Origin of the sequence: Halobacillus rhizosphaerae (assembly GCF_046719735.1) — a bacterium.
GTDB lineage: Bacteria > Bacillota > Bacilli > Bacillales > Halobacillaceae > Halobacillus_B > Halobacillus_B rhizosphaerae.
The window spans coordinates 142,758-162,246 of sequence record NZ_JAUTWQ010000006.1 but is presented as its reverse complement, the minus strand read 5'-3'; the positions used below and the strand labels follow the sequence as shown (position 1 = coordinate 162,246).

Here is a 19,489-nt window from a genome sequence, read left to right as displayed (position 1 = left end):
GAACTAATTTATTTTATTGATATTTCTTGCTTTCTCTGCAGCCTCCGCCACTTCATCAACCGTTTTTCCGAAGCCTGCTTCCATTACAGCGCTGTAAGCTCCTTCGATGAAAGGGGCGTTAGCGATTCTTACTTTCGTGTTTTCTTCCAGCATATCAATTGCCATTTCAGCATTCATGACCGAACTTCCGAAATCGACTAGAATTAAGACCCCTTCGCCTTGATTCACTTCTTCTACACCTTGCTGGATTTTTATAGCGCTTGTTCCCATTTCTCCATCTTCTGTACCGCCAGCATCACAGACCTGAACGTCAGAATTTGCTTCATTTAACATCTTTTTTAACCCTTTAGTAATGTCAGGGCTGTGAGAGACAATCACTAGACCGACGAGAGACATTATTCTTCACCCTCCTTCAAAACCGTGGCAAGGGCTGCTATGAGGTAGTAGGCTGACTGTGCGCCTGCATCCTGTTTTCCGATGGATTTATCTTTATAATAAGCTGCTCGTCCTTTTTTCGCTTCAAATTCTATTACTTTATTTAATGCGTCTGCCGCTTTTTGTTCGAGCTCATCAGGGTCCAACGTATCCTTTTGGCCTTCCATAAACTCTGTGACAGGTTCTAATACATCGACCATCGTTTTTTCGCCTTGCTCTGTTTTCCCTCTTTTTTTAAGGTTGTCCACGGCTGTTCTAAAAGCTTTGCTAAGTTCTTGAACATCTGCACGATCTTGATTGCCTAAACTCGTTCCCGCTTTCATGAAAAAGGTTCCGTAGAGAGGTCCGGATGCTCCGCCGATTTTCGATAATAACGAAGTTCCGGCTCCTTTTAAGACTTTTCCGGCATCTGTGGTGTCTTGATCGAGTTGGTCGACAGCGGCATTAAAGCCGCGCTCCATATTAAGGCCGTGATCGCCATCTCCAAGTGTCTGATCTAATTGGGATAACTGGTCCTTATTTTCTTGGATTTGTTTAGCTGATAGTTGAATCCACTTTCTGGCAGAGTCTGCTGTGAACATTGTTATGCCTCCTCTTTCTGAATGTTTAGAGCTAAAGTGTTGCAGGGCTGCTTAAGCAGTGATTTAATTTCCTCATTATGTTTTAATACCGTTAATGAGGCACCGGTCATTTCAAGGGCTGTCATGAAATTACCAACGTGTGTATCTGAAATGACCGCCCCTTTTTCTCTAATTAAATCGTGAATATGATTGGAGAGTATATACAGCTCCATGAGCGGAGTTGCCCCTAACCCATTTACCATGACGGTGACCTCGTCTCCATTCTTAAGATTAAGTTCTGGAAGTACTTGATCGACGAGACGTTCAGCTATGTCATTTGCGGATGAAACTTCGGTCGTTTCCATACCTGGTTCACCATGAATTCCAATTCCTAATTCCATCTCGTTTTCTCCAATTTCAAATCCTGGATTTCCTGAACCAGGAACTTCTGCAGGGTATAGCGCTATTCCGATGGATTTAATATTTTGAATGACCGATTCTGCAGCATTTTTTACTTCATTTAAAGAGGAGCCTTGTGCTGCGGCTGCCCCTGCTGCTTTATGGACAAATAATGTACCGGCAACTCCGCGGCGTCCTGTTGTGTGAGTACTATCTTCAACTGCCACATCGTCATTAACTACCACCTGCGCCACTTCAATTCCTTCATCTTCGGCAATTTCGGCGGCCATTTCGAAATTCATAACATCTCCTGTGTAATTCTTAATAACAAGCAGAACTCCCTTGCCTTGGTCCACGGCCTTGATCGCTGCTAATACCTGGTCTGGGGTAGGGGAGGTGAATACCTCTCCACTGACTGCAGCATCGAGCATTCCGTCTCCAATATAACCCGCATGAGCAGGTTCATGGCCGCTTCCTCCGCCGCTGACTACTCCCACTTTATCAGGTGTCAGTTCTTTCTTAACGAGAACAGTGGTATTTTCTAATCGTTTTAATCGTTCAGGGTGGGCTTTCACCATACCATCGAGCATTTGAGTAACTACATCATTTGGTTCATTAATTATTTTCTTCATCATCATGCCTCCTTAAGATAGTTGACTATACCCGCTTCGAAGCATCCTTAAAAGAAGAGAGCAAATATTGCTGGAAATAGTTCTCTAACATAAACCTTACATTAGCGGAGAAACTAAGAAGGCTTCAGACAATATGGATAGGAGAGTGAACCAGAATGCAGAAGAAAAATGTACAATGGTTACCCATGATCGCATCTGTAGGAATTGGAGCCGCAGCTTATAGCATGATGACAGGCCAATCGGGCCAGCTGCAAAACATGATGCCGGGTGTAGCGAAAATGCTGAACGGCAGCCAGCAAAATGGTTTTCAATCAAACCAGCAATAAACATTGAGGCTGGACAATCATCAAAAACCCCGAACCAATTTAGTTCGGGGTTTTCTAATCTTGTTGGCGTTTGATTTAAGCTGATTTCGTGCTTTCTTCATCTTTTTTAAGTTGAAGTTCTGCTCTTTCCTGGCGTAATGATTTATACAACGAGTACACCATGAGAAGCATAATAAAGGAGAACGGTAATGCCGCAACTATCAAGGCGTTTTGCAATGCTTGCAGACCACCTGAGTATAAGAGAACGGCCGCAATGGTTGACTGAGCAACTCCCCATACAAACTTAACGGTTTTAGGCGGGTTTAAAGACCCGTTCGTTGTCTGCATTCCAAGAACAAAGGTTGCTGAATCGGCAGAAGTAATGAAAAACGTGGCGATCAGCATCATGGCAATAACCGATAACACTATGCTTAATGGAAAATGATCAAAGACCCCGAACAATACCTGAGGATCAGGAAGACTTGCAATGTCGGCACCTTTTTCCTGTGTTTGAATACCTGTTGCACCAAAAGCACTCATCCATAGAAAACTGACTACAGATGGAACAAGCAGCACACCGGATAGAAATTCACGAATGGAACGTCCTTTGGAAACACGAGCAATAAAGATACCTACAAATGGAGACCATGCAATCCACCATGCCCAGAAAAAGACTGTCCAGTCCATGATCCATTTATGTTCGTCATCGTTATTAGGAGCAAGACGTACACTTTCAGTGGCTAAATTTTGTACATAAGCTCCAATTGTATCCGTAAACGTGTTGAGAATATAAAGAGTCGGTCCAATAATCAGCATGGCTAAGAAAAGGATAGTGGCAAGAATCATATTCGCATTACTTAAGTACTTGATACCTTTACTAAGACCAGTATAAGCAGATAGCATAAACAGCACGGTTACGATGAGAATAATCACCAGCTGAATCCAGTATTGCTTTTCTACATCCAGTAAATAAGTAAATCCTCCATTAATCTGGGCAGCACCAAATCCAAGGGTAGTGGCTACGCCAACGATTGTTGCAAATACAGCAATAACATCGATCGCTGTACCCCACGGACCTTTCATTTTGTCGCCGAAAATCGGTTCAAGAGTGGCACTGATTAAACCTGGTTTGTCATGTCGGAATTTAAAATAAGCAAGAATCAAGGCGACGATGGCATAAATGGCCCATGCGTGGATTCCATAATGGAAGAACGTTACGCGCATAGAATCTCTAATCGCTTCCGTTGTGCCTGGTTCAGCTGTGGGAGGAGTTTTAATATAGTGGGAGATGGGGGAGGCAGCTCCATAAAAGACTAGCCCAATTCCCATACCTGCACTGAAAAGCATAGCGAACCAAGTGGAATAGCTGTAGTCTGGCTTATCATCAGGTTTTCCTAATTTTATCTTTCCGTAAGGACTAAATATTAAATAGATACAAAATATGACAAACAAAGTAACGATGAGTAAATAATACCAGCCAAAGTGAGTGGAGATGAAGTTCTTTACATTTCCTGAGATGGACTCAAAGTTCTTCGGAGCAAATACACCCCAGAATGATGCGGCAAGTGTGATGGCTAAGGTGATCCAGAACACGTTCGTAACTTTTTTCATTTTCTTCTCCTTTCAAGTTTTCAATTTTTTCTCGATATGGAAGTGATTAGTGCGTAGTATGATTATCCTATACCCATTGGAAATAATGATAAACAAGTTATTTCAATGTTCGACAAAAGCAAAGGTTATTTCTACTTCCTTATTTTCTAACTTATTTCGTTGTCTAGAGGTATAATGGGTGGGGAAAGGTGAATCAAGAGAAGTTCATGCATAAAGTGGCTGGTTGCGATGACCTAATTCACACGGCGGAGAAGAATGGATATGTTAATACAAAGGATCTCTACCTATTTAGCTGGAAAGAGGAGTTGATTCTAATTTTTCTCTTCTATGGACCCATTTAGGGTTATTTTTGAAAGAGAGGTGGGCAGCGATGAGTTATTTCTCATCATTCCCAAATCTAAAGACAGAGCGCACGAGTCTAAGACAATTAAGAAGAAAAGATGCTGAAGACCTTTACTACTTACGAACCGATGACCGTGTATATACTTATCTCGATCGAGAGACTTACCATACGATCGATCAAGCTTATGAATTCATCCATAACATCAATGCGGGAGTATCCAGTGGAAATTGGATCATGTGGGCGATTGTGCTGCAGAAAACAGGCCGTGTGGTTGGAACGGTCTGCCTATGGAAGTTCGACTTTCTTGAAAGGAAGGCGGAGATTGGTTATGAACTTCATCCCGATTATCAGGGGAAGGGAATTATGACGGAGGTAGTAAATAGAATCATTCACTACGGATTTAGCAATTTAAAGCTTGAAACGATCGAAGCTGTTACAAATGCGCTGAACACCAAATCGCTGAATCTGCTGGAAACGCAGCAATTTGACAGAGTGAGAATATTCCATGAGATAGACAGCCGGGGGAGAAGCGTGAATATGGCTGTCTATCGATTACGGCAGCAATCCTTTCGCAGGGTTAAGGACTAAAGGATTGGGACATCAAAAGGTGCAGATGTTGAAATTTGGAGCGGTCGTCATAGCAGCCCTCATCAATCGCTTCTAAACAGCCATGGATAAATGTCCTCTCATAGGGAGGAAGAGAATCTACATCTGCTCTGCTGATCTTTCGATAACCAAATGGTTTATCTAAGTATTGAAGCATGATACTCCGGCACTGATGCTCAATTAGTGTGCTATGAATCCGTATTTCGCTATTTACAGGGTAGAATTTGTGACTGCCAAATCCGTCTTGAAGTAAATTGAAACTCATTTTCATACCCCCTTTAAGTGATTCCTGTTGGTATTTGTTAAAATTGGATGGTTTATAGCTGTTATGTATGGAAGTTTAATATTAAGATTAATCTTCGCGGAGGTATAGAATTTCTTACTATAAACTATACCCTATTTTGGGGTATTTTAACTAGTAGTGGAGCAATGTTCGTAAGCCAAAAGATTTGCTAAGTTTATAGTTATAGTATTTTTAATAAGAGGGAGTGAAGGGATGAAGACAATTTTTGTAGATTCAAAAGGTGTAGAATACGTTCCAGATAAAAACAATTGGAAGCCCGCGGATGGATTATTTCAAGTGAAACACGGTGCCATACGGTTTCCATTAAAAATGATTTCTGTCCGGCCAGCTACAATGTGGAGATATCAGGAGGCTCTGCCGGTTTCTGAAAAAATCTCTTCAAGCCTCTCTTTAGGAGAGGGGATGACACCGCTCGTCCCATTCGACGATCAAGAACCTAATCTATGGGTTAAGATGGACTATTTAATGCCAACGGGTTCCTTCAAAGATCGCGGAGCAGCTGTTCTTATTGCTAAAGCAAAAGAGCTGGGCGTGACCTCTGTCATTGCCGACAGCAGCGGCAACGCAGCAACTTCGATTGCAGCATATTCTGCGCGAGCAGGGATCGAATGCCACGTTTTCGTTCCGGATTCTGTCTCTGAAAAAAAATTGGCCCAAGTAAAAGCCCATGGTGCCATCGTACATAAGATTGCAGGAACAAGAGAGGAAACGGCGGTAGCAGCTCAATCAGCTGTGGAGGAAACAGATGCTTTTTATGCTTCACACGTCTATAATCCTTTTTTTCATGAAGGAACAAAGACTTTTTCATTCGAAATTTGGGAACAATTGCAGTTTAAGGTTCCAGACCAAATCATTCTTCCCGTTGGAAATGGAACGTTATTGCTTGGTGCCTATATCGGTTTTACAAATCTGCTAAACGCGGGCATGATTGATAAATTACCTAAGCTCGTCGCGGTTCAAGCTGAAAATTGCGCCCCCCTGGCACACGCTTTTACCAGCAGCTCGCCAGTAACATCCGTTGAGAATGAAGGAACGGCAGCGGAAGGGATTGCCATCGCTGATCCAGCTAGAGGCGAACAGATTATTCAGGCAGTTCATGCGTCTAAAGGGACAATCATCACTGCACCTGAGGAAGATATTGATGAAGCGAAAGCCGAGTTAGCAAAGAAAGGATTTTATGTGGAACCTACAACCGCAGCCACTTATGCCGCGTACAAGAAGTATAAAATCAAGCACGTAACCGAAAGTGAGAGGGTTGTGATTGCGCTGTGCGGATCGGGTTTGAAGAAATAGGAAAGCGGGATGAATGCTTATAGTTGGCGGCTGATTTAGTAAATGAATAATTTGTTAAAAAACCCGAGTAAGGGACACAAAGCTCATTGTCCTTGATTCGGGTTTTCTTTTTTGGAGGACCAATTAGCTAAGGATAAAGTGGTTTCTTTAATAAATTCATAAAATTTAAACTTTTCCAATGGGTCAATCGTCTACAAAGAGAAGCAAGAAAGGAGGGATGGGATTGGATAATGATTTTTCATCAAAAGAGGCTTTTCTAGAAAGTATATTTAATCAATACAACAATGATATTTACCGACTATGCTATACCTATGTGAAACGGAAAGAGACTGCTGAAGATCTAACCCAGGAAATATTTCTTAAATGTTATCAAAACTATGATAAGTTTCAGAGCCTTTCCTCGATTAAGACTTGGATTTACAGGATTGCGATTAACCACTGTAAGGATTTTTTGAAGAGCGGTTACTCTAAGTACATTATAATAAGTGAGAAAATTCTAAGGTTTGCAAAAGGGAAAACCAAAACCCCTGAGGACGTAGTGCTTAAAAAGGATGAGTCTGCCCAAATAACGGATAAACTGTTAAACCTCCCGATAAAATATCGTGAAGTTCTAGTTTTTTATTATTTTAAAGAATTGAAGATTAAAGAAATGGCAAGATTGCTTGAAGTGAATGAAAATACAGTGAAGTCGAGACTGAAAAGAGCTAAAGAGCTTCTTAGTCTCTCATTACCAAATGAAAAGGAGGCAACAGGTGATGGAGAAGAAATTAAAAGAAATGGCGAAGACTTCCTATGTTAATGAACTAGAGTTATCAGAAACCCAGCAACGTAACATGCTGAAGGCGATTAAATCGAAAGGTGATTCATTGAAACCTTCCTGGAAATTTCATTGGTTTAAAAATATCCTTGGATTAGTCGCTTGCTGTTTAGTTATCATAGGTTTAAACTTTTTAGACGTGGACCAGGAAGCGGTGAATAATAATTCTTCCTCTTCCTCAGACATCCAAGAATTCAACTATGAAATTTTAAGTAAAGCTAAGGGAAATCTCCCAAATGATATGACGATCCCCACCCCCTTTTTTAAAACTATTGAACAGCCATATGTTAAGTATCAGAGAAATGGCAGGAACATAGAAGATGTATCAATTAAATTTAGAGGGGAAAAGAACGTCCTTTTTGTTCATATTTCTTTGGGGAGTAGTTTGAAAGATATTAAGGCAGATACTAAATCTAAGACAGACTCTTACTCTTATGAAGACAGCACTAGCTTATTATTGCTGCGTGAAGATAACAAACCAGGGATCATCTACTTTGAGAAAGGAGATTACTTATACTCGTTTTCACTTCTTCCTATTAATAGAGAAAGTAATAAAAAGGCTGTTCACTACGCAAAGGAACATTTAACAGAAATTCATCAAATGGCCCATCAAGTCATCACGCAGACAAACGACCGTTCTTAGTCCTGTTCGTTCTTGCAAGGAAGAATCCAATGTTAAAAAGCAGGTGCTAAGGGGAATTTATAGTGACTTTAAATTAAGGTTTAATTAAGAAAAGGGGGAGGTCAAGTTGGCTAATCGATTTCTATTATCTTCGATCGGAGTTTTCCTATTTTCATTATGCCTTTCCCTTTATTCATTGTATTCCTGGCTCAATCACACTTGGCTGGTGGCCCCGCCGAATTATGTTCTATTATGTTTTGGAATTATCGCTTTATTCTTAGGTTTAAAAGCGGTAAAGGGTCAAGTGGGTCTATTCTTCAAGTTGATGAGCTGGTTCTCCATTATTTTTTCTTTTCTGTTATCTACCATTCTCTTAGCAGCTTTTCTACTTTCTCTTGTGTTCCACACTTCAGGAGGGCGGGAGTTAATTAGAAGCATTCACTCTCCTGATGGAGCTTATACCATAGATGTATATCGCTGGGACGCTGGCGCTGCTGGGTCATTTGGAATAATGGGGGAAAGGAAGGGGCCGCTTTGGTTTAAGAAGAGAATTTACTATCAGCGGCATAAAGATCAAGTAGAGGCAGTATGGGAAAATAATCATACGGTGACGATTAATCACCATAAATTAAATCTCCAGAAAGGGGAAACTTACGGGCTGAGTAACCAGGTGGGAAATTGAGCAGAGTACTTTCTGTTGGGGTTGGGTTTATTTGCGAGTATCGTCTTTTATTTTGCGAATATCGAATTTAATTTGCTTAAAAGGAAATATATTTGCGATAATCGTCCCTCTATTTGCGAAAACGAGAATTTATTTTGCAAAGCTCCTAACCTAAACAAATAAATGCGGGATGCAGGCATGCGCCGAATTCGACAAATACATAGCATCATTTCCCAGGAAATATTTATTACGACAAATTCTGACCAGTTCCTTTCACGGCTGCCCATCCGATTGCATTTAATTTACCATGAAATTATGAGAGAGAGGTCCCGAATATAGCTGCCTGCTGCTGATTATTTTGAGGAACAAATTTATTTCCGTCCCAGACTAATGTAGTTTGGATAAGTCCCAGACCATCCGCGCTGTATCTGCCTGCAATTCTCTGTATGGCAAAGAGTTCGTACGTGCCGTTTCCTTGGAAATCAATAGGATAGAGACGGTTGAGTTCGGACACCCATCCGCTGATTGGGGTAGTCAGCTTACCACTTTTATCATAAATCTCTGAAAGATATTCTTCTCCTCTGCCGCTCAAATCAATCATGAATTTAAGTTGAAGAGTCTTGTTAACGACTTCTACTTGGTAGTGATCCTTATAAGTAACGGAATAAACAAATTCGCGATTAAATTGTTCATAGTTAAACAACAGCTGTGATTGGTTATCCTGAAAAGAATATGCGTAATAGTAAGCAAATCCACCGCTGCCTCCTGAATCTATACTAATTAGAATGTCGTCTACATGATTGCCTGTAAGATCTCCCAAAAAGAGTCCGGGCTGATACCCCTCATTGGTTTTTAAAGGAACACTGTAAAATTGATTTGTCTTGCCATCCTGGATGACCAGGGTAATATTTTTCGTGTAAGGACTGTCAGGGAACTTCTGACCGATTAAGTAAACGTAATCCTGGATATAGTCTCCATTTACATCCCCCTGTTGGAAAGCAAGAATATAAGATGTGCCGTTCATCTGCTGAAGTCTTTGGTTATAAGGATAACTATACATATAAGGATCCCTCCGCGATTCAGGAAGCTGAAACATACTTCCTGTATTCATAGTCATTTATCATATGCCCATTTGAGGGAGATTGGTGCTTATCCCGCTACTTTTCGCTAAGGGTTTCCTGTTTTTTCGTACATGTAATCTTTTTGTCATGAATTAGTAAAAATCCCGTTTAACTACCGTTCTATATAGGGAATGGAATTTATACTGAGGCAGGTAGATTATGGGTGGATTAGGAAGTGCCATGCAATTATTATTATATTCTGTGAGAAAAAGGTGTGCAGATGACACGCCGTATATTATAGGAAACCACCTTTAAAAGTTTTACTTCACTCAGAAGGAGATAAACAATCTTTTCAAGGTAAGGAGGGAAGTCGTGAATAAAAGAATAACAGGTTTGATCAGTCTATTAGCTGTTTTATTTGTCCTCTCGGCATGCAGTTCAGACACGATTAAAGCAAGCACTAGTGATTTAAAGTACTCATTTAATAATGAAAAAGTAAGTAAAGCAGCTGGAAAACTTGATTTTAAACCAGAACTGCCGGCAAAACTCCCATTTGACGCAAAAGATATATCTGCTGAATCGTCAGACGGTGTTTTGAGAATTCATATGAAGAATGAAGGGATCGGGTTTGTCGAAGTGCAGATGAAAAAGAAGGCGAAAAAAGTAAAGGGAGGAGATTTAACTAAAGCTTCTACTCCTGCAGGACAGCAAGTGAAATATAGTCAGAATCCTAATGGGAAAAACGTCTATTGGAAGAAAGATCATATATCCTATGCTATTACCAATCTTTATAAGCGCGAATCTGAATCCCTAACAAAAAAGCAGCTGCTTAAGATGGTTGATCACTTTAACTAAACGAAGCAAAAAAACTCATGGTCAGATTTCTGCCCATGAGTTTTTTTGAAAATTATAAAGGTTGAAATCCTTCTTGATCAAGAAAGTTTGCCGCTTCCTTGTACGTATTAAACGTCCCTTCTAGGTCCTCTCCTGCATAAACGTTGTATCCGTCATCTTCTCTCATTAAGACCAGCGATTGGTCATCGTCATTTAACCATTCTTCCAGAACAGGAGCTTTTTCAGCAGGGGAAAGGGATAAAGATTCGATGGATGCCTGGATAATGGATCGAAGCTCATCCTGATCAAAGTTCCGTATGTTAACCATTCCACGGTTATCTGCAGCATATTGGTCCAACTGTCCTCCATAGACAAAGCCGTTTCCGTTGGGATGGAGGTGATAGACCACGATCTTCTTTTCATAAAGACTTTCTTCAAAGTGAAAATTCAGGCGGCCGAGCGATATTTCTTTTTTTGTGAGTTCTTGAAACTCTTCTATAATTGATAATTTTTCTTCAAATGTTAGCATAGACGCCTCCAACTAGTGTATTCGTCCGTTTATTATAGCATAGGGCAGGATGGCATAGATACAGCTATTGTTTTCCAATCGTCAGCGTGGTATAGTAAGAGGGCGATGAGCTATTTGTGTAAGACGAAGTATATGCGATTAAGCTAAACGACGAATGTGGTCGTCGGTACATTCGCGACAAAATATCGAAGGCTTTCCCTTTCTGAGGGAAGGCCTTTTTAATGATTAAATGATTAAACGCTCCTCTCCGGCTTTAAATAAAACTATCCTTTGGTGGTGATTGGGTTGTACATAACGATTAAGGAAACTGCTGAATATTTGGAGATGCCGGAAGATTACATTGTGAGTCTTATTAGGCAGCGGAAAATTAAAACGGTAGATGATGGGGAACAGCTTCTCATTAACAAAGACCAATTCAGTAATCATTTTGAACAAATAGAAAAGTATCGGCAGTGGATTCAGGAGTACCTAAGTGAACCCATCCCTGAGGATCCCGACGTCAAAGATGAGGATTAATGATAGATAATTCAGCAACAGAAGAAATTTAATTACCAGGAAACCCGAACCAAAAAATAAAAATGGTCCGGGTTTTATTTATGTCCATTTATTCTTTTACGGCAATAGCTTCGATCTCTACTTTTGCACCTTTAGGAAGTTTTCCAACTTCTACAGCTGCGCGTGCTGGATAAGGTTCACTTAAGTAGCTGGCATAGACTTCGTTTACGATAGAGAAATCATCCATCGAATCGAGGTAGATATTCGCTTTAGCAATATGTTGATAGGAAAGTCCAGCTTCATGTAAAATCGCTCCGATATTCTTCATCACCTGTTCGGTTTGTTCCTTCACATCCTCCGACACAAAAGCCTGGGTGGAAGGATCCAGCGGAATTTGTCCTGAGATAAAAATTAAATTTCCTACATCAGTCGCTTGGGAGTATGGGCCAATGGCTGCTGGTGCCTTTTCTGTTGCAATGGGTTTAAACATGTCTTCTCCTCCATTATGCAGATTTTAATCTATCCTATCATGGGTGGCGGTATTTTTCGAAATGATGAGACAGATTTCCGGAAAAAATTTAGCGAATCTTGAAACCAAAACTCAACTTGTCCGTATATTTAACTATGAATCACAAACATGGAATTGGTAATTAATAGAATAGTCTTACTTTCTAACTGTGATTCTTGGGATTTTAGTGATGAATGGTGTATGATAATAGCAGAATCTATCATATATTCTGTTCAAAAATAAAAGATTAGAGGAGTGAAAGATGTGGCAATTTCTTTACAAAAAGGGCAGCGGATTGATCTCACCAAAGGGAACGCAGGTCTATCAAAAATCATGGTGGGTCTTGGCTGGGACCCCGTTCAGTCGAAAGGCGGCGGAATATTAGGGAATTTATTCGGCTCTGGAGCTCCTGAAATAGATTGTGATGCTTCTGTTCTAATGCTGGAAGATGATAAGTTTAAAGACAATAAAAGTTTAATATATTTTGGGAATCTAAATAGTAAAGACGGAAGCATTAAGCACACCGGGGATAACCTTACCGGTGAAGGAGAAGGCGATGACGAACAGATTCTTGTAGACCTGGATAAAGTTCCAGCTAGCGTGAATAAACTAGTATTTGTCGTTAATATTTATGATGCAGTTAAGCGAAAGCAGGACTTCGGCATGATTAAAAATGCTTTCATTAGAGTGGTTGATAATGCCAACCGCAAAGAATTGCTTAAGTTTAATTTAACGGATAACTACGCTGGAAAAACGACTCTTGTTGTTTCCGAGATTTATCGTCAGGAAAATGAATGGAAATTTGCAGCGATTGGCAATGGCACTAATGATCGCGGCTTAAAAGAGATCGTGCAGCACTACGTATAATCCTATTAACTAAAAGGAGATGAATGAAATGGCAGTATCATTATCAAAAGGTCAAAAGGTAGATTTAACTAAAACAAACCCTGGATTATCTAAAGTTACCGTTGGACTGGGCTGGGATACGAATAAATATGATGGTGGTCATGACTTTGATTTGGATGCCAGTGTGTTCCTGCTAAACGGTCAAGGCAAATGCGGCTCAGACCGTGATTTTGTATTCTATAACCAGTTGGAAGGCGGTAGTGGTTCCGTTGTACATACAGGGGATAACCGCACTGGTGAAGGCGATGGGGACGATGAGAAAATTGACGTTTCTCTAGCGGATGTTCCTGCCAATACTGAGAAGATTGCTTTCGTAATTACGATTCACGAAGCTGAGGCGCGCAGCCAAAACTTTGGACAGGTATCGAACGCGTTTGTTCGTGTTGTTAATAAAGAGTCAAACGAAGAATTAATTCGTTACGATCTTGGGGAAGATTTTTCAATTGAAACCGCCATTATTGTCGGCGAGCTTTATCGTCATGGCGGGGAATGGAAATTCTCTGCTGTAGGTTCTGGCTACCAAGGCGGACTTGCACGTATTGCAAGCGATTTTGGTTTAGAAATCGGCTAATGCCAGCGGCAAGAGGGAGTGGATCCTTCTTGCTTTTCTTTTCACTTTTTAAATGGCTATGAAAAATCATCACTAACGAATAATTGAAGGAGGACTTCGAAGTGGTTGTGCAGTTATCAAAAGGTCAACGAGTTGACTTAACAAAAACTAACCCAGGATTAACAAAGGCAGTTATCGGATTAGGCTGGGATATTAACAAATATCATGGCGGAGACGATTTTGACTTAGACGCCTCAGCCTTTCTAGTAAATGGACAAGGTAAATGTGAACACGACCAAGATTTTGTCTTTTATAACAATTTGGAACATCCAAGCGGCGGGGTCGTTCATACAGGGGATAACCGTACTGGTGAAGGAGAAGGAGACGACGAACAATTAGTCGTAGACTTCGGGAAAGTTCCTTCTCACGTTGATAAAATCGGGATCGCAGTGACTATACACGATGCGGATGCACGAAGTCAGAATTTCGGTCAAGTATCCAATGCGTTTGTGAGACTTGTAGATGAATCAAGCAATGAAGAATTATTACGATTTGACTTAGGAGAAGATTTCTCTATTGAAACAGCTGTCGTGATTTGCGAATTATACCGCAATCAAGGGGAATGGAAATTTAACGCTATCGGCAGCGGTTTTTCAGGAGGACTCGCATCCCTTTGCCGTAACTACGGGTTAGAAGTTTAATCTGCGGTTACGGAGAGGGTTAATGAATTAGGAGGAATTACGCAGTGGATATTATACATCAAATATTATCAACCTATGCATCCTTTTTTGATTGGAAGATGTGGGGAGAGGTCCTTACTGATCCAGTAGCCTGGGGGTATATAGGAACCTTGGTTATCTTAGAAGGGCTGTTATCGGCTGATAATGCTCTTGTCTTAGCTGTCATGGTCAGACATCTTCCGAAGAAACAACAAAAGAAAGCTTTGACCTATGGGTTATTTGGTGCTTATTTCTTTAGAGTCTTATTTATCGGTTTAGGAGTCTATTTAATTAAGTTCTGGTGGATTAAATTGATTGGGGCAGGCTATCTTGCCTGGCTGGTTATCCAGTACTTCTGGAAAGGTGAAGATGATGATGATGCCGGTGCTGTAAATAAAAATGGCTGGGCAGCCCGAGTCTTTGGATTGTTCTGGGCCACAGTTATTTCGGTGGAAATCATGGACTTAGCCTTTTCTGTGGATAGTATTCTAGCTGCTTTTGCGGTTTCCGAAGAAGTATGGATTCTATTCTTAGGCGGTGCCTTAGGAATCTTGATGATGAGAACGGTAGCCAGAGTCTTTTTAGTTCTGATTGATAAGGTGCCGGAGCTTGAAACCACGGCATATGTGCTGATTGGAATTATTGCCATTAAGATGGGACTAAGTACGTTTGGCGTGCATATTCACCACCTATTATTCTTTGGTGTTCTGATTGCCGCTTTCTTAATTACATTTATTGTCCATTACTATAATACTAAAAATGGTAAACATGAGTCGGATTCACTGAAAGAAGTGGCTGCCTCTAAAGAGGAATAGGGGAAACTCATGTGGGAAGGAGAGGGCTGAGCACTCCTTCCCTTTTGAATCTAAAGAGGTGGAAGCATGAAATACTTTAATTGGCTATCTCCATTGCAGGAATCTGGGATTTTTTATAAGAACCCAGAGAATATTTCCAAGACGTCACCGAAGTCCGTTCTCGCCCTTGCTTTAGGAGGCACTCTTTATATGCCGGCAAACCGGCAGGACTTTCTTGAGCTGGTCACTGGGAAGAAACATCCGGAAATCGGTTCCATGGTCATCTGTCTCGAAGACGCGATTGGAGATGAAGAAGTTAAGTTAGCAGAGCAAAATGTAATTCAGCAATTGAAAAAAATCTATCAATCTGTTGATCAGGATGAATGCTTCCCCTTTCTATTTATTCGGGTTCGAACTCCGGAACAAATGAAATTTGTAGCAAAGCAATTAGGAGAAGCAGCGGATTTACTGACTGGTTTTGTTTTTCCAAAACTTTCGAGTGATAATGTGGATGAATACTTCTCTTCTTTAATAGTAATTACTCAGGAATTGAACATCACCCTTTATGGAATGCCGATTTTAGAAACGGCAGATTTACTGGATAAACGCACTAGAGAGGCGCGGTTCAATCATTTGTCGGAGCGATTTGGCGCGTATCAGGATTTCCTTTTAAATCTTCGAATTGGAGCGACTGACTTATGTGGTCTTTACGGAATTCGCAGAAAGTATAATACCACCATATATGATATCTCCATCATTCGTGATTTTATGGCCGATGTGATTAATTACTTTGCTAGAGATTTTGTTATTTCTGGTCCGGTGTGGGAGTATTTTGGACAGTCCTCCCGCGTGTTAAAGCCGGAATTGCGCAAAACACCTTTTTTTGAAGATTATGGTGAAGAAGGACTGGTCTATCGTTCTCAGTTGCTGAGTGAACACGCTGATGGACTGATCAAAGAAACGATTCTGGATATAGAAAACGGCTTAAATGGAAAAACCATCATTCACCCTTCTCATTTGGGGATTGTTCAAAGCTTGTATGTAGTCACGAAAGAGGAATATATGGATGCCTTGAGTATTGTCTCCCAATCGAGTGAACATAGCGGCGCCGTTAGAAGTGCTTTTTCTAATAAAATGAATGAGATTAAGCCTCATAGCAGATGGGCAGAAAAAATTATTGCGAAATCAAAGATATACGGGGTGTACCATGAAAAACACAGCTACATCGACTTACTCACCAAACAAAGAGACTTATATGATCATGAACAACATGAAGGTCGAATTACAGATCAAAGATAATCCTTTTCAACTTCCGCTAGAAGCTCTATTCACTATGGCTGCAAGAGTCAATAAGAAACGTGCCTTTCTATTTGTCAGCAACCTATTAGGTAAACATGTTCCTGTTCACCCGATCGTTCCTTTATTTACTTCTGGACTTCTGGCTCTTCATTACTTTCAGGAGAAAGAAGGCAAGTCAATGGATTTGACGGATGTGGTGGAAGATTATTTATCAAATGAGCCGGAGCGACTTCATCAGGGCTATATGGCTTTGCGGGAACGACTGAAGAGCTATGAGACAGACGCGATTATTATTGGGTTTGCAGAAACAGCAACTGCGCTTGGTCATGGGGTATATGATGGGATGGAAGGATCTTCATACGTTCACACGACTCGAGAAGAAATTCCTGATGTGGAACCGGTCTTAACCTTTGAAGAGGAACACTCTCATGCTGTGGATCAGAGATGTCTGGCAAATGAAGAGTTTCTGGCGACCAATCAGCCGGTTATTCTTGTGGATGATGAAATTTCCACAGGGAAGACAGCACTTAATATTATCGATGATATTCATACGAAACATCCAAGAAAAGATTATACGATACTTTCAATACTTGATTGGAGAACTGAGGAACACAGGGAGGCTTTTTCCAGATATGCAGCGGAAATGGAGATCAATATCCATTGTTATTCCCTATTATCTGGAGTGATGAGTTTTGAAGGAGAGAGTTTAAGCACTTCTTCTTATGATTATGAAATCCCAAACGATACTTCAGAGCAAGTGAAGGTGAATTGGATCGACCTTTCAAGTTGGTTTCGCAGCGAGGATTGTCTATCTTCTGAACAGGGAAATAGTTCAGTAGAGCCTGGCTATATTCATGAAACGGGAAGGTTTGGTCTTGCTGCTCAGGAGCGCGATTCCATAGAGGCTGCCTGTCAATCAGCGGGAGATCAGCTGAAATTAACAAGAACCGAGGGCTCTGCCTTGTGTCTAGGAACGGGAGAGCTGATGTATATCCCTATGAAAATTGCAAGTATGATGGGGGAGGATGTTCACTATCATTCGTCGACGAGAAGCCCCATCCATCCTATTGATAAAGAGGGGTATGCCATTAGAAATGGCTGCTGTTACGCTAACCCGGAAGATAGTCGAGTCCTCCATTATCTTTATAATATTCCATCTCAACAGTATGAGGAATTGTACTTTTTCATAGAAAAACCTGTTGAAAATCGAGCCATTCAGCCCATAGTAGAACTATGCAAGAATAAAGGGATATCTAATCTAAATGTAGTCTCTTTCTCCAAAGGAAGTGTTGATCAATGACCGTTACAGGCAGCTATCCCAAAGAAGATGTTACTTTTCTCTTGAAAGATTTATCTGATCTTTCAATTGAGAAAAGTACCGCCGAACGTGAAGAAGCTATTCAGAATGGTGTTCATTATTCACAAATGCTTCCCATTGAATATGAACCTACAAAAGAGTATCTTCAACTATTCTATGATTCTTTAGAGACGAACAAACGAAGAGTAGCGATCGCTGCAGGGGTGGTTGCTGAACAAATTGTAGAGCGAAGAGGTTTCGACACCGTGCTTTGCAGCTTGGCTAGAGCGGGGACTCCCATAGGCGTGCTGATTAAAAGGTATATTGAATTTAAATATGATTGTTCCCTGCCTCATTACAGCATTTCCATTATCAGGGACAGGGGAATTGATCATAATGCTCTTCAGTATATCGAGAACGCCCATCCACATGCCTCTCTTACATTTATAGATGGCTGGACGGGGAAAGGTGCGATAACGAAACAATTAACATCTTCCATCGAACGATATAATCAAACTTTTCATACCCAACATTCTGCAGAGCTTGCCGTCCTGGCTGATCCTGGATACTGTTCTTCACTCTATGGAACGAGAGAGGATTTCATAATACCGAGTGCGTGTTTGAACTCCACGATTTCTGGTTTAGTCAGCCGGTCGGTATTAAATAGAGAGTGGATCAAACGGGATGAATTTCATGGGGCCAAGTATTATGCGGAGCTTAAAGAGAAAGATCTGTCCAACTTTTATATTGAAACGATCAGCGAACAATTTAAGAACACCCGGACAGAAGTGAATGAATTACTGGGGCAGGTTAAAGAATCCTATACAGCCCCGAACTGGGAAGGACTTCGATCCATCCAAAGAATACAGGAGCACTACTCTATAGATAACATCAACTTGATTAAACCAGGAGTCGGCGAAACTACGCGGGTACTGTTAAGAAGAGTGCCCTGGAAAATCCTAATTAAGCCTGGCACGGAAAGCGAACTTCAGCACATTTTATTACTCGCAGAGGATCGCGGGGTCCCTGTCATAGAATTTAAGGATATGTCCTATGCCTGCTGCGGGCTTATTCAGCCGATGGAGAAGAAAGAATGAAAGTTTTTGCTAGCGACTTGGACCGCACGTTAATTTACTCGAAAAGAATGATAGAGCAATATTCACCGCGAGGACCTTATGAAGTAATAGAGAAGCTCGAGAATCGTGACCTGTCTTTTATCTCGAAGGAAGCGAAGAGAAATTTAGAAGAGTGGGCTTATAATCAATATTTTATTCCCGTCACCACCAGGACGACGGAGCAATACAAACGTATACAGCTCTTTCATGAAGAAATTAAGCCGACTTATGCAATTACCTGTAATGGGGCGGTGATTTTAAAGGATGGAGAAGTTCTAGAAGAATGGACCAGCAGGATTCACAATGATCTGCGTCACTATTTTTCCGTAACAGAAATGGAAAAAGAGCTAAAAACCATCTCATTCTACTCGCATGTTCAGCGCATTAGAAAAGTGGATCCCTATTTTTTCTATTGTATAGTTGATCCTCATCTTAAAGAATCTATTGATGTAAGAGCATTAATAAATTGGACAGAGGCTCGAAACTGGCAGTTATCCTGGCAAGGAAAGAAAGTTTATTTCATTCCAGGCTGCATTGATAAGTGGCGTGCCGTGAAATTTATAACAGGAGAACTGGGTATATCCGAAGTCTATACAGCAGGCGACTCATCCCTTGATTTGAACTTAATTATAAATGGTCAGCCAGGAATCGTTCCTTCTCACGGGGAAGTGCTTGATGCTTACCCTGACCTGTTCAGCACCGATTCACACGGTATGGATGCTTCGGAAGAGATAACCAGTCGTATTCTAAATTTATCGTTTTACTTCACCTAGAGCGGTTTCGTCAAAAATGAA

General features: G+C 40.9%; 24 protein-coding genes. 16 read left to right on the top strand and 8 right to left on the bottom strand.

The annotated features are described in order from the left end of the window. Positions 1-3: 3 nt before the first annotated feature. The 3 genes from dhaM to dhaK are packed head-to-tail and all read right to left on the bottom strand — an operon-like array spanning position 4 to position 2,026. Positions 4-396, bottom strand: coding sequence for a dihydroxyacetone kinase phosphoryl donor subunit DhaM (dhaM, locus tag Q7A53_RS08545; RefSeq protein ID WP_411788728.1), 393 nt, complete (start codon positions 394-396; stop codon positions 4-6). Beyond that, positions 396-1,016, bottom strand: coding sequence for a dihydroxyacetone kinase subunit DhaL (dhaL, locus tag Q7A53_RS08540; protein ID WP_411788727.1), 621 nt, complete (start codon positions 1,014-1,016; stop codon positions 396-398). Before dhaL ends, dhaM begins: the two co-directional genes overlap by 1 nt. A gap of 2 nt (positions 1,017-1,018) precedes the next feature. Beyond that, positions 1,019-2,026: a dihydroxyacetone kinase subunit DhaK gene (dhaK, locus tag Q7A53_RS08535; RefSeq protein WP_411788726.1), complete on the bottom strand. Its 1,008-nt coding sequence runs from the start codon at positions 2,024-2,026 to the stop codon at positions 1,019-1,021. 155 nt (positions 2,027-2,181) lie between these two features. On the opposite strand from dhaK, the gene Q7A53_RS08530 reads away from it, so the two are divergent. Next, positions 2,182-2,352, top strand: a complete 171-nt coding sequence (locus Q7A53_RS08530; RefSeq protein ID WP_411788725.1) for a hypothetical protein — start codon at positions 2,182-2,184, stop codon at positions 2,350-2,352. A 75-nt stretch (positions 2,353-2,427) separates the two neighbouring features. On the opposite strand, the gene Q7A53_RS08525 is transcribed toward Q7A53_RS08530, so the two are convergent. Beyond that, positions 2,428-3,942 carry a glycine betaine uptake BCCT transporter gene (locus Q7A53_RS08525; protein ID WP_411788724.1) on the bottom strand — a complete coding sequence of 505 codons (1,515 nt, stop codon included), beginning with the start codon at positions 3,940-3,942 and terminating at the stop codon, positions 2,428-2,430. 370 nt (positions 3,943-4,312) lie between these two features. Between Q7A53_RS08525 and Q7A53_RS08520 the strand changes: the two genes are divergently transcribed. Beyond that, positions 4,313-4,873, top strand: coding sequence for a GNAT family N-acetyltransferase (locus Q7A53_RS08520; RefSeq protein WP_411788723.1), 561 nt, complete (start codon positions 4,313-4,315; stop codon positions 4,871-4,873). Here Q7A53_RS08520 and Q7A53_RS08515 read toward each other — a convergent pair. Next, the gene (locus Q7A53_RS08515) at positions 4,863-5,156 is read right to left on the bottom strand and encodes a hypothetical protein (protein ID WP_411788722.1); all 294 of its coding nucleotides are present in this window, start codon (positions 5,154-5,156) and stop codon (positions 4,863-4,865) included. The two genes, Q7A53_RS08520 and Q7A53_RS08515, sit on opposite strands and share 11 nt — an antisense overlap. A gap of 231 nt (positions 5,157-5,387) precedes the next feature. Between Q7A53_RS08515 and thrC the strand changes: the two genes are divergently transcribed. From thrC to Q7A53_RS08495, 4 genes are all read left to right on the top strand, one after another. Continuing rightward, positions 5,388-6,488 (top strand): threonine synthase, encoded by a 1,101-nt coding sequence (thrC, locus tag Q7A53_RS08510; RefSeq protein WP_411788721.1) that lies wholly within the window; start codon positions 5,388-5,390, stop codon positions 6,486-6,488. Between the two features lie 223 nt (positions 6,489-6,711). Beyond that, positions 6,712-7,287: a sigma-70 family RNA polymerase sigma factor gene (locus tag Q7A53_RS08505; protein ID WP_411788720.1), complete on the top strand. Its 576-nt coding sequence runs from the start codon at positions 6,712-6,714 to the stop codon at positions 7,285-7,287. Continuing rightward, positions 7,244-7,948: a hypothetical protein gene (locus tag Q7A53_RS08500; RefSeq protein WP_411788719.1), complete on the top strand. Its 705-nt coding sequence runs from the start codon at positions 7,244-7,246 to the stop codon at positions 7,946-7,948. Before Q7A53_RS08505 ends, Q7A53_RS08500 begins: the two co-directional genes overlap by 44 nt. A gap of 106 nt (positions 7,949-8,054) precedes the next feature. Further along, positions 8,055-8,609 (top strand): DUF5412 family protein, encoded by a 555-nt coding sequence (locus Q7A53_RS08495; RefSeq protein WP_411788718.1) that lies wholly within the window; start codon positions 8,055-8,057, stop codon positions 8,607-8,609. A 292-nt stretch (positions 8,610-8,901) separates the two neighbouring features. Here the strand turns inward: Q7A53_RS08495 and Q7A53_RS08490 are convergent, their stop codons facing one another. Further along, the gene (locus Q7A53_RS08490) at positions 8,902-9,705 is read right to left on the bottom strand and encodes a VCBS repeat-containing protein (protein ID WP_411788717.1); all 804 of its coding nucleotides are present in this window, start codon (positions 9,703-9,705) and stop codon (positions 8,902-8,904) included. Positions 9,706-10,021: 316 nt separating this feature from the next. Between Q7A53_RS08490 and Q7A53_RS08485 the strand changes: the two genes are divergently transcribed. Next, positions 10,022-10,504 (top strand): outer membrane protein assembly factor BamD, encoded by a 483-nt coding sequence (locus tag Q7A53_RS08485; RefSeq protein WP_411788716.1) that lies wholly within the window; start codon positions 10,022-10,024, stop codon positions 10,502-10,504. A gap of 52 nt (positions 10,505-10,556) precedes the next feature. On the opposite strand, the gene Q7A53_RS08480 is transcribed toward Q7A53_RS08485, so the two are convergent. After that, positions 10,557-11,012, bottom strand: a complete 456-nt coding sequence (locus Q7A53_RS08480; protein WP_411788715.1) for a hypothetical protein — start codon at positions 11,010-11,012, stop codon at positions 10,557-10,559. Between the two features lie 285 nt (positions 11,013-11,297). Here Q7A53_RS08480 and Q7A53_RS08475 point away from each other — a divergent pair, with 285 nt between their 5' ends. Beyond that, positions 11,298-11,528, top strand: a complete 231-nt coding sequence (locus Q7A53_RS08475) for an excisionase family DNA-binding protein (protein WP_411788714.1) — start codon at positions 11,298-11,300, stop codon at positions 11,526-11,528. Between the two features lie 88 nt (positions 11,529-11,616). On the opposite strand, the gene Q7A53_RS08470 is transcribed toward Q7A53_RS08475, so the two are convergent. Then, positions 11,617-11,997 (bottom strand): RidA family protein, encoded by a 381-nt coding sequence (locus Q7A53_RS08470; RefSeq protein WP_411788713.1) that lies wholly within the window; start codon positions 11,995-11,997, stop codon positions 11,617-11,619. A 282-nt stretch (positions 11,998-12,279) separates the two neighbouring features. Between Q7A53_RS08470 and Q7A53_RS08465 the strand changes: the two genes are divergently transcribed. The 8 genes from Q7A53_RS08465 (at position 12,280) to Q7A53_RS08430 (ending at position 19,468) form a co-directional block, all read left to right on the top strand. Continuing rightward, the gene (locus Q7A53_RS08465) at positions 12,280-12,882 is read left to right on the top strand and encodes a TerD family protein (RefSeq protein ID WP_411788712.1); all 603 of its coding nucleotides are present in this window, start codon (positions 12,280-12,282) and stop codon (positions 12,880-12,882) included. A 28-nt stretch (positions 12,883-12,910) separates the two neighbouring features. Then, on the top strand, positions 12,911-13,492 hold the full coding sequence (locus tag Q7A53_RS08460; protein WP_411788711.1) for a TerD family protein: 582 nt from the start codon (positions 12,911-12,913) through the stop codon (positions 13,490-13,492). 101 nt (positions 13,493-13,593) lie between these two features. Next, the gene (locus Q7A53_RS08455; RefSeq protein ID WP_411788710.1) at positions 13,594-14,172 is read left to right on the top strand and encodes a TerD family protein; all 579 of its coding nucleotides are present in this window, start codon (positions 13,594-13,596) and stop codon (positions 14,170-14,172) included. Positions 14,173-14,216: 44 nt separating this feature from the next. After that, a complete protein-coding gene (locus tag Q7A53_RS08450) occupies positions 14,217-15,005 on the top strand; it encodes a TerC family protein (RefSeq protein ID WP_411788709.1) in 789 nt (262 codons plus the stop codon). A gap of 66 nt (positions 15,006-15,071) precedes the next feature. Continuing rightward, positions 15,072-16,283, top strand: a complete 1,212-nt coding sequence (locus Q7A53_RS08445; RefSeq protein ID WP_411788708.1) for an HpcH/HpaI aldolase/citrate lyase family protein — start codon at positions 15,072-15,074, stop codon at positions 16,281-16,283. Next, positions 16,192-17,583: a phosphoribosyltransferase family protein gene (locus tag Q7A53_RS08440; RefSeq protein ID WP_411788707.1), complete on the top strand. Its 1,392-nt coding sequence runs from the start codon at positions 16,192-16,194 to the stop codon at positions 17,581-17,583. The genes Q7A53_RS08445 and Q7A53_RS08440 overlap by 92 nt, the downstream gene beginning before the upstream one ends. Further along, entirely contained in the window at positions 17,580-18,677 is a 1,098-nt protein-coding gene (locus tag Q7A53_RS08435; protein ID WP_411788706.1) for a cysteine protease StiP family protein, read from the top strand. Before Q7A53_RS08440 ends, Q7A53_RS08435 begins: the two co-directional genes overlap by 4 nt. Beyond that, positions 18,674-19,468: an HAD family hydrolase gene (locus tag Q7A53_RS08430; protein ID WP_411788705.1), complete on the top strand. Its 795-nt coding sequence runs from the start codon at positions 18,674-18,676 to the stop codon at positions 19,466-19,468. Before Q7A53_RS08435 ends, Q7A53_RS08430 begins: the two co-directional genes overlap by 4 nt. The last annotated feature ends 21 nt before the right edge of the window (positions 19,469-19,489 follow it).

Coding starts and splice junctions, on each gene's coding strand:
- dhaM (WP_411788728.1), bottom strand. CDS start 396: ATGTCTCTCGTCGGTCTAGTGATTGTCTCTCACAGCCCTGACATTACT.
- dhaL (WP_411788727.1), bottom strand. CDS start 1,016: ATGTTCACAGCAGACTCTGCCAGAAAGTGGATTCAACTATCAGCTAAA.
- dhaK (WP_411788726.1), bottom strand. CDS start 2,026: ATGAAGAAAATAATTAATGAACCAAATGATGTAGTTACTCAAATGCTC.
- Q7A53_RS08530 (WP_411788725.1), top strand. CDS start 2,182: ATGCAGAAGAAAAATGTACAATGGTTACCCATGATCGCATCTGTAGGA.
- Q7A53_RS08525 (WP_411788724.1), bottom strand. CDS start 3,942: ATGAAAAAAGTTACGAACGTGTTCTGGATCACCTTAGCCATCACACTT.
- Q7A53_RS08520 (WP_411788723.1), top strand. CDS start 4,313: ATGAGTTATTTCTCATCATTCCCAAATCTAAAGACAGAGCGCACGAGT.
- Q7A53_RS08515 (WP_411788722.1), bottom strand. CDS start 5,156: ATGAGTTTCAATTTACTTCAAGACGGATTTGGCAGTCACAAATTCTAC.
- thrC (WP_411788721.1), top strand. CDS start 5,388: ATGAAGACAATTTTTGTAGATTCAAAAGGTGTAGAATACGTTCCAGAT.
- Q7A53_RS08500 (WP_411788719.1), top strand. CDS start 7,244: ATGGAGAAGAAATTAAAAGAAATGGCGAAGACTTCCTATGTTAATGAA.
- Q7A53_RS08490 (WP_411788717.1), bottom strand. CDS start 9,705: ATGACTATGAATACAGGAAGTATGTTTCAGCTTCCTGAATCGCGGAGG.
- Q7A53_RS08480 (WP_411788715.1), bottom strand. CDS start 11,012: ATGCTAACATTTGAAGAAAAATTATCAATTATAGAAGAGTTTCAAGAA.
- Q7A53_RS08470 (WP_411788713.1), bottom strand. CDS start 11,997: ATGTTTAAACCCATTGCAACAGAAAAGGCACCAGCAGCCATTGGCCCA.
- Q7A53_RS08460 (WP_411788711.1), top strand. CDS start 12,911: ATGGCAGTATCATTATCAAAAGGTCAAAAGGTAGATTTAACTAAAACA.
- Q7A53_RS08445 (WP_411788708.1), top strand. CDS start 15,072: ATGAAATACTTTAATTGGCTATCTCCATTGCAGGAATCTGGGATTTTT.
- Q7A53_RS08440 (WP_411788707.1), top strand. CDS start 16,192: ATGAAAAACACAGCTACATCGACTTACTCACCAAACAAAGAGACTTAT.
- Q7A53_RS08435 (WP_411788706.1), top strand. CDS start 17,580: ATGACCGTTACAGGCAGCTATCCCAAAGAAGATGTTACTTTTCTCTTG.
- Q7A53_RS08430 (WP_411788705.1), top strand. CDS start 18,674: ATGAAAGTTTTTGCTAGCGACTTGGACCGCACGTTAATTTACTCGAAA.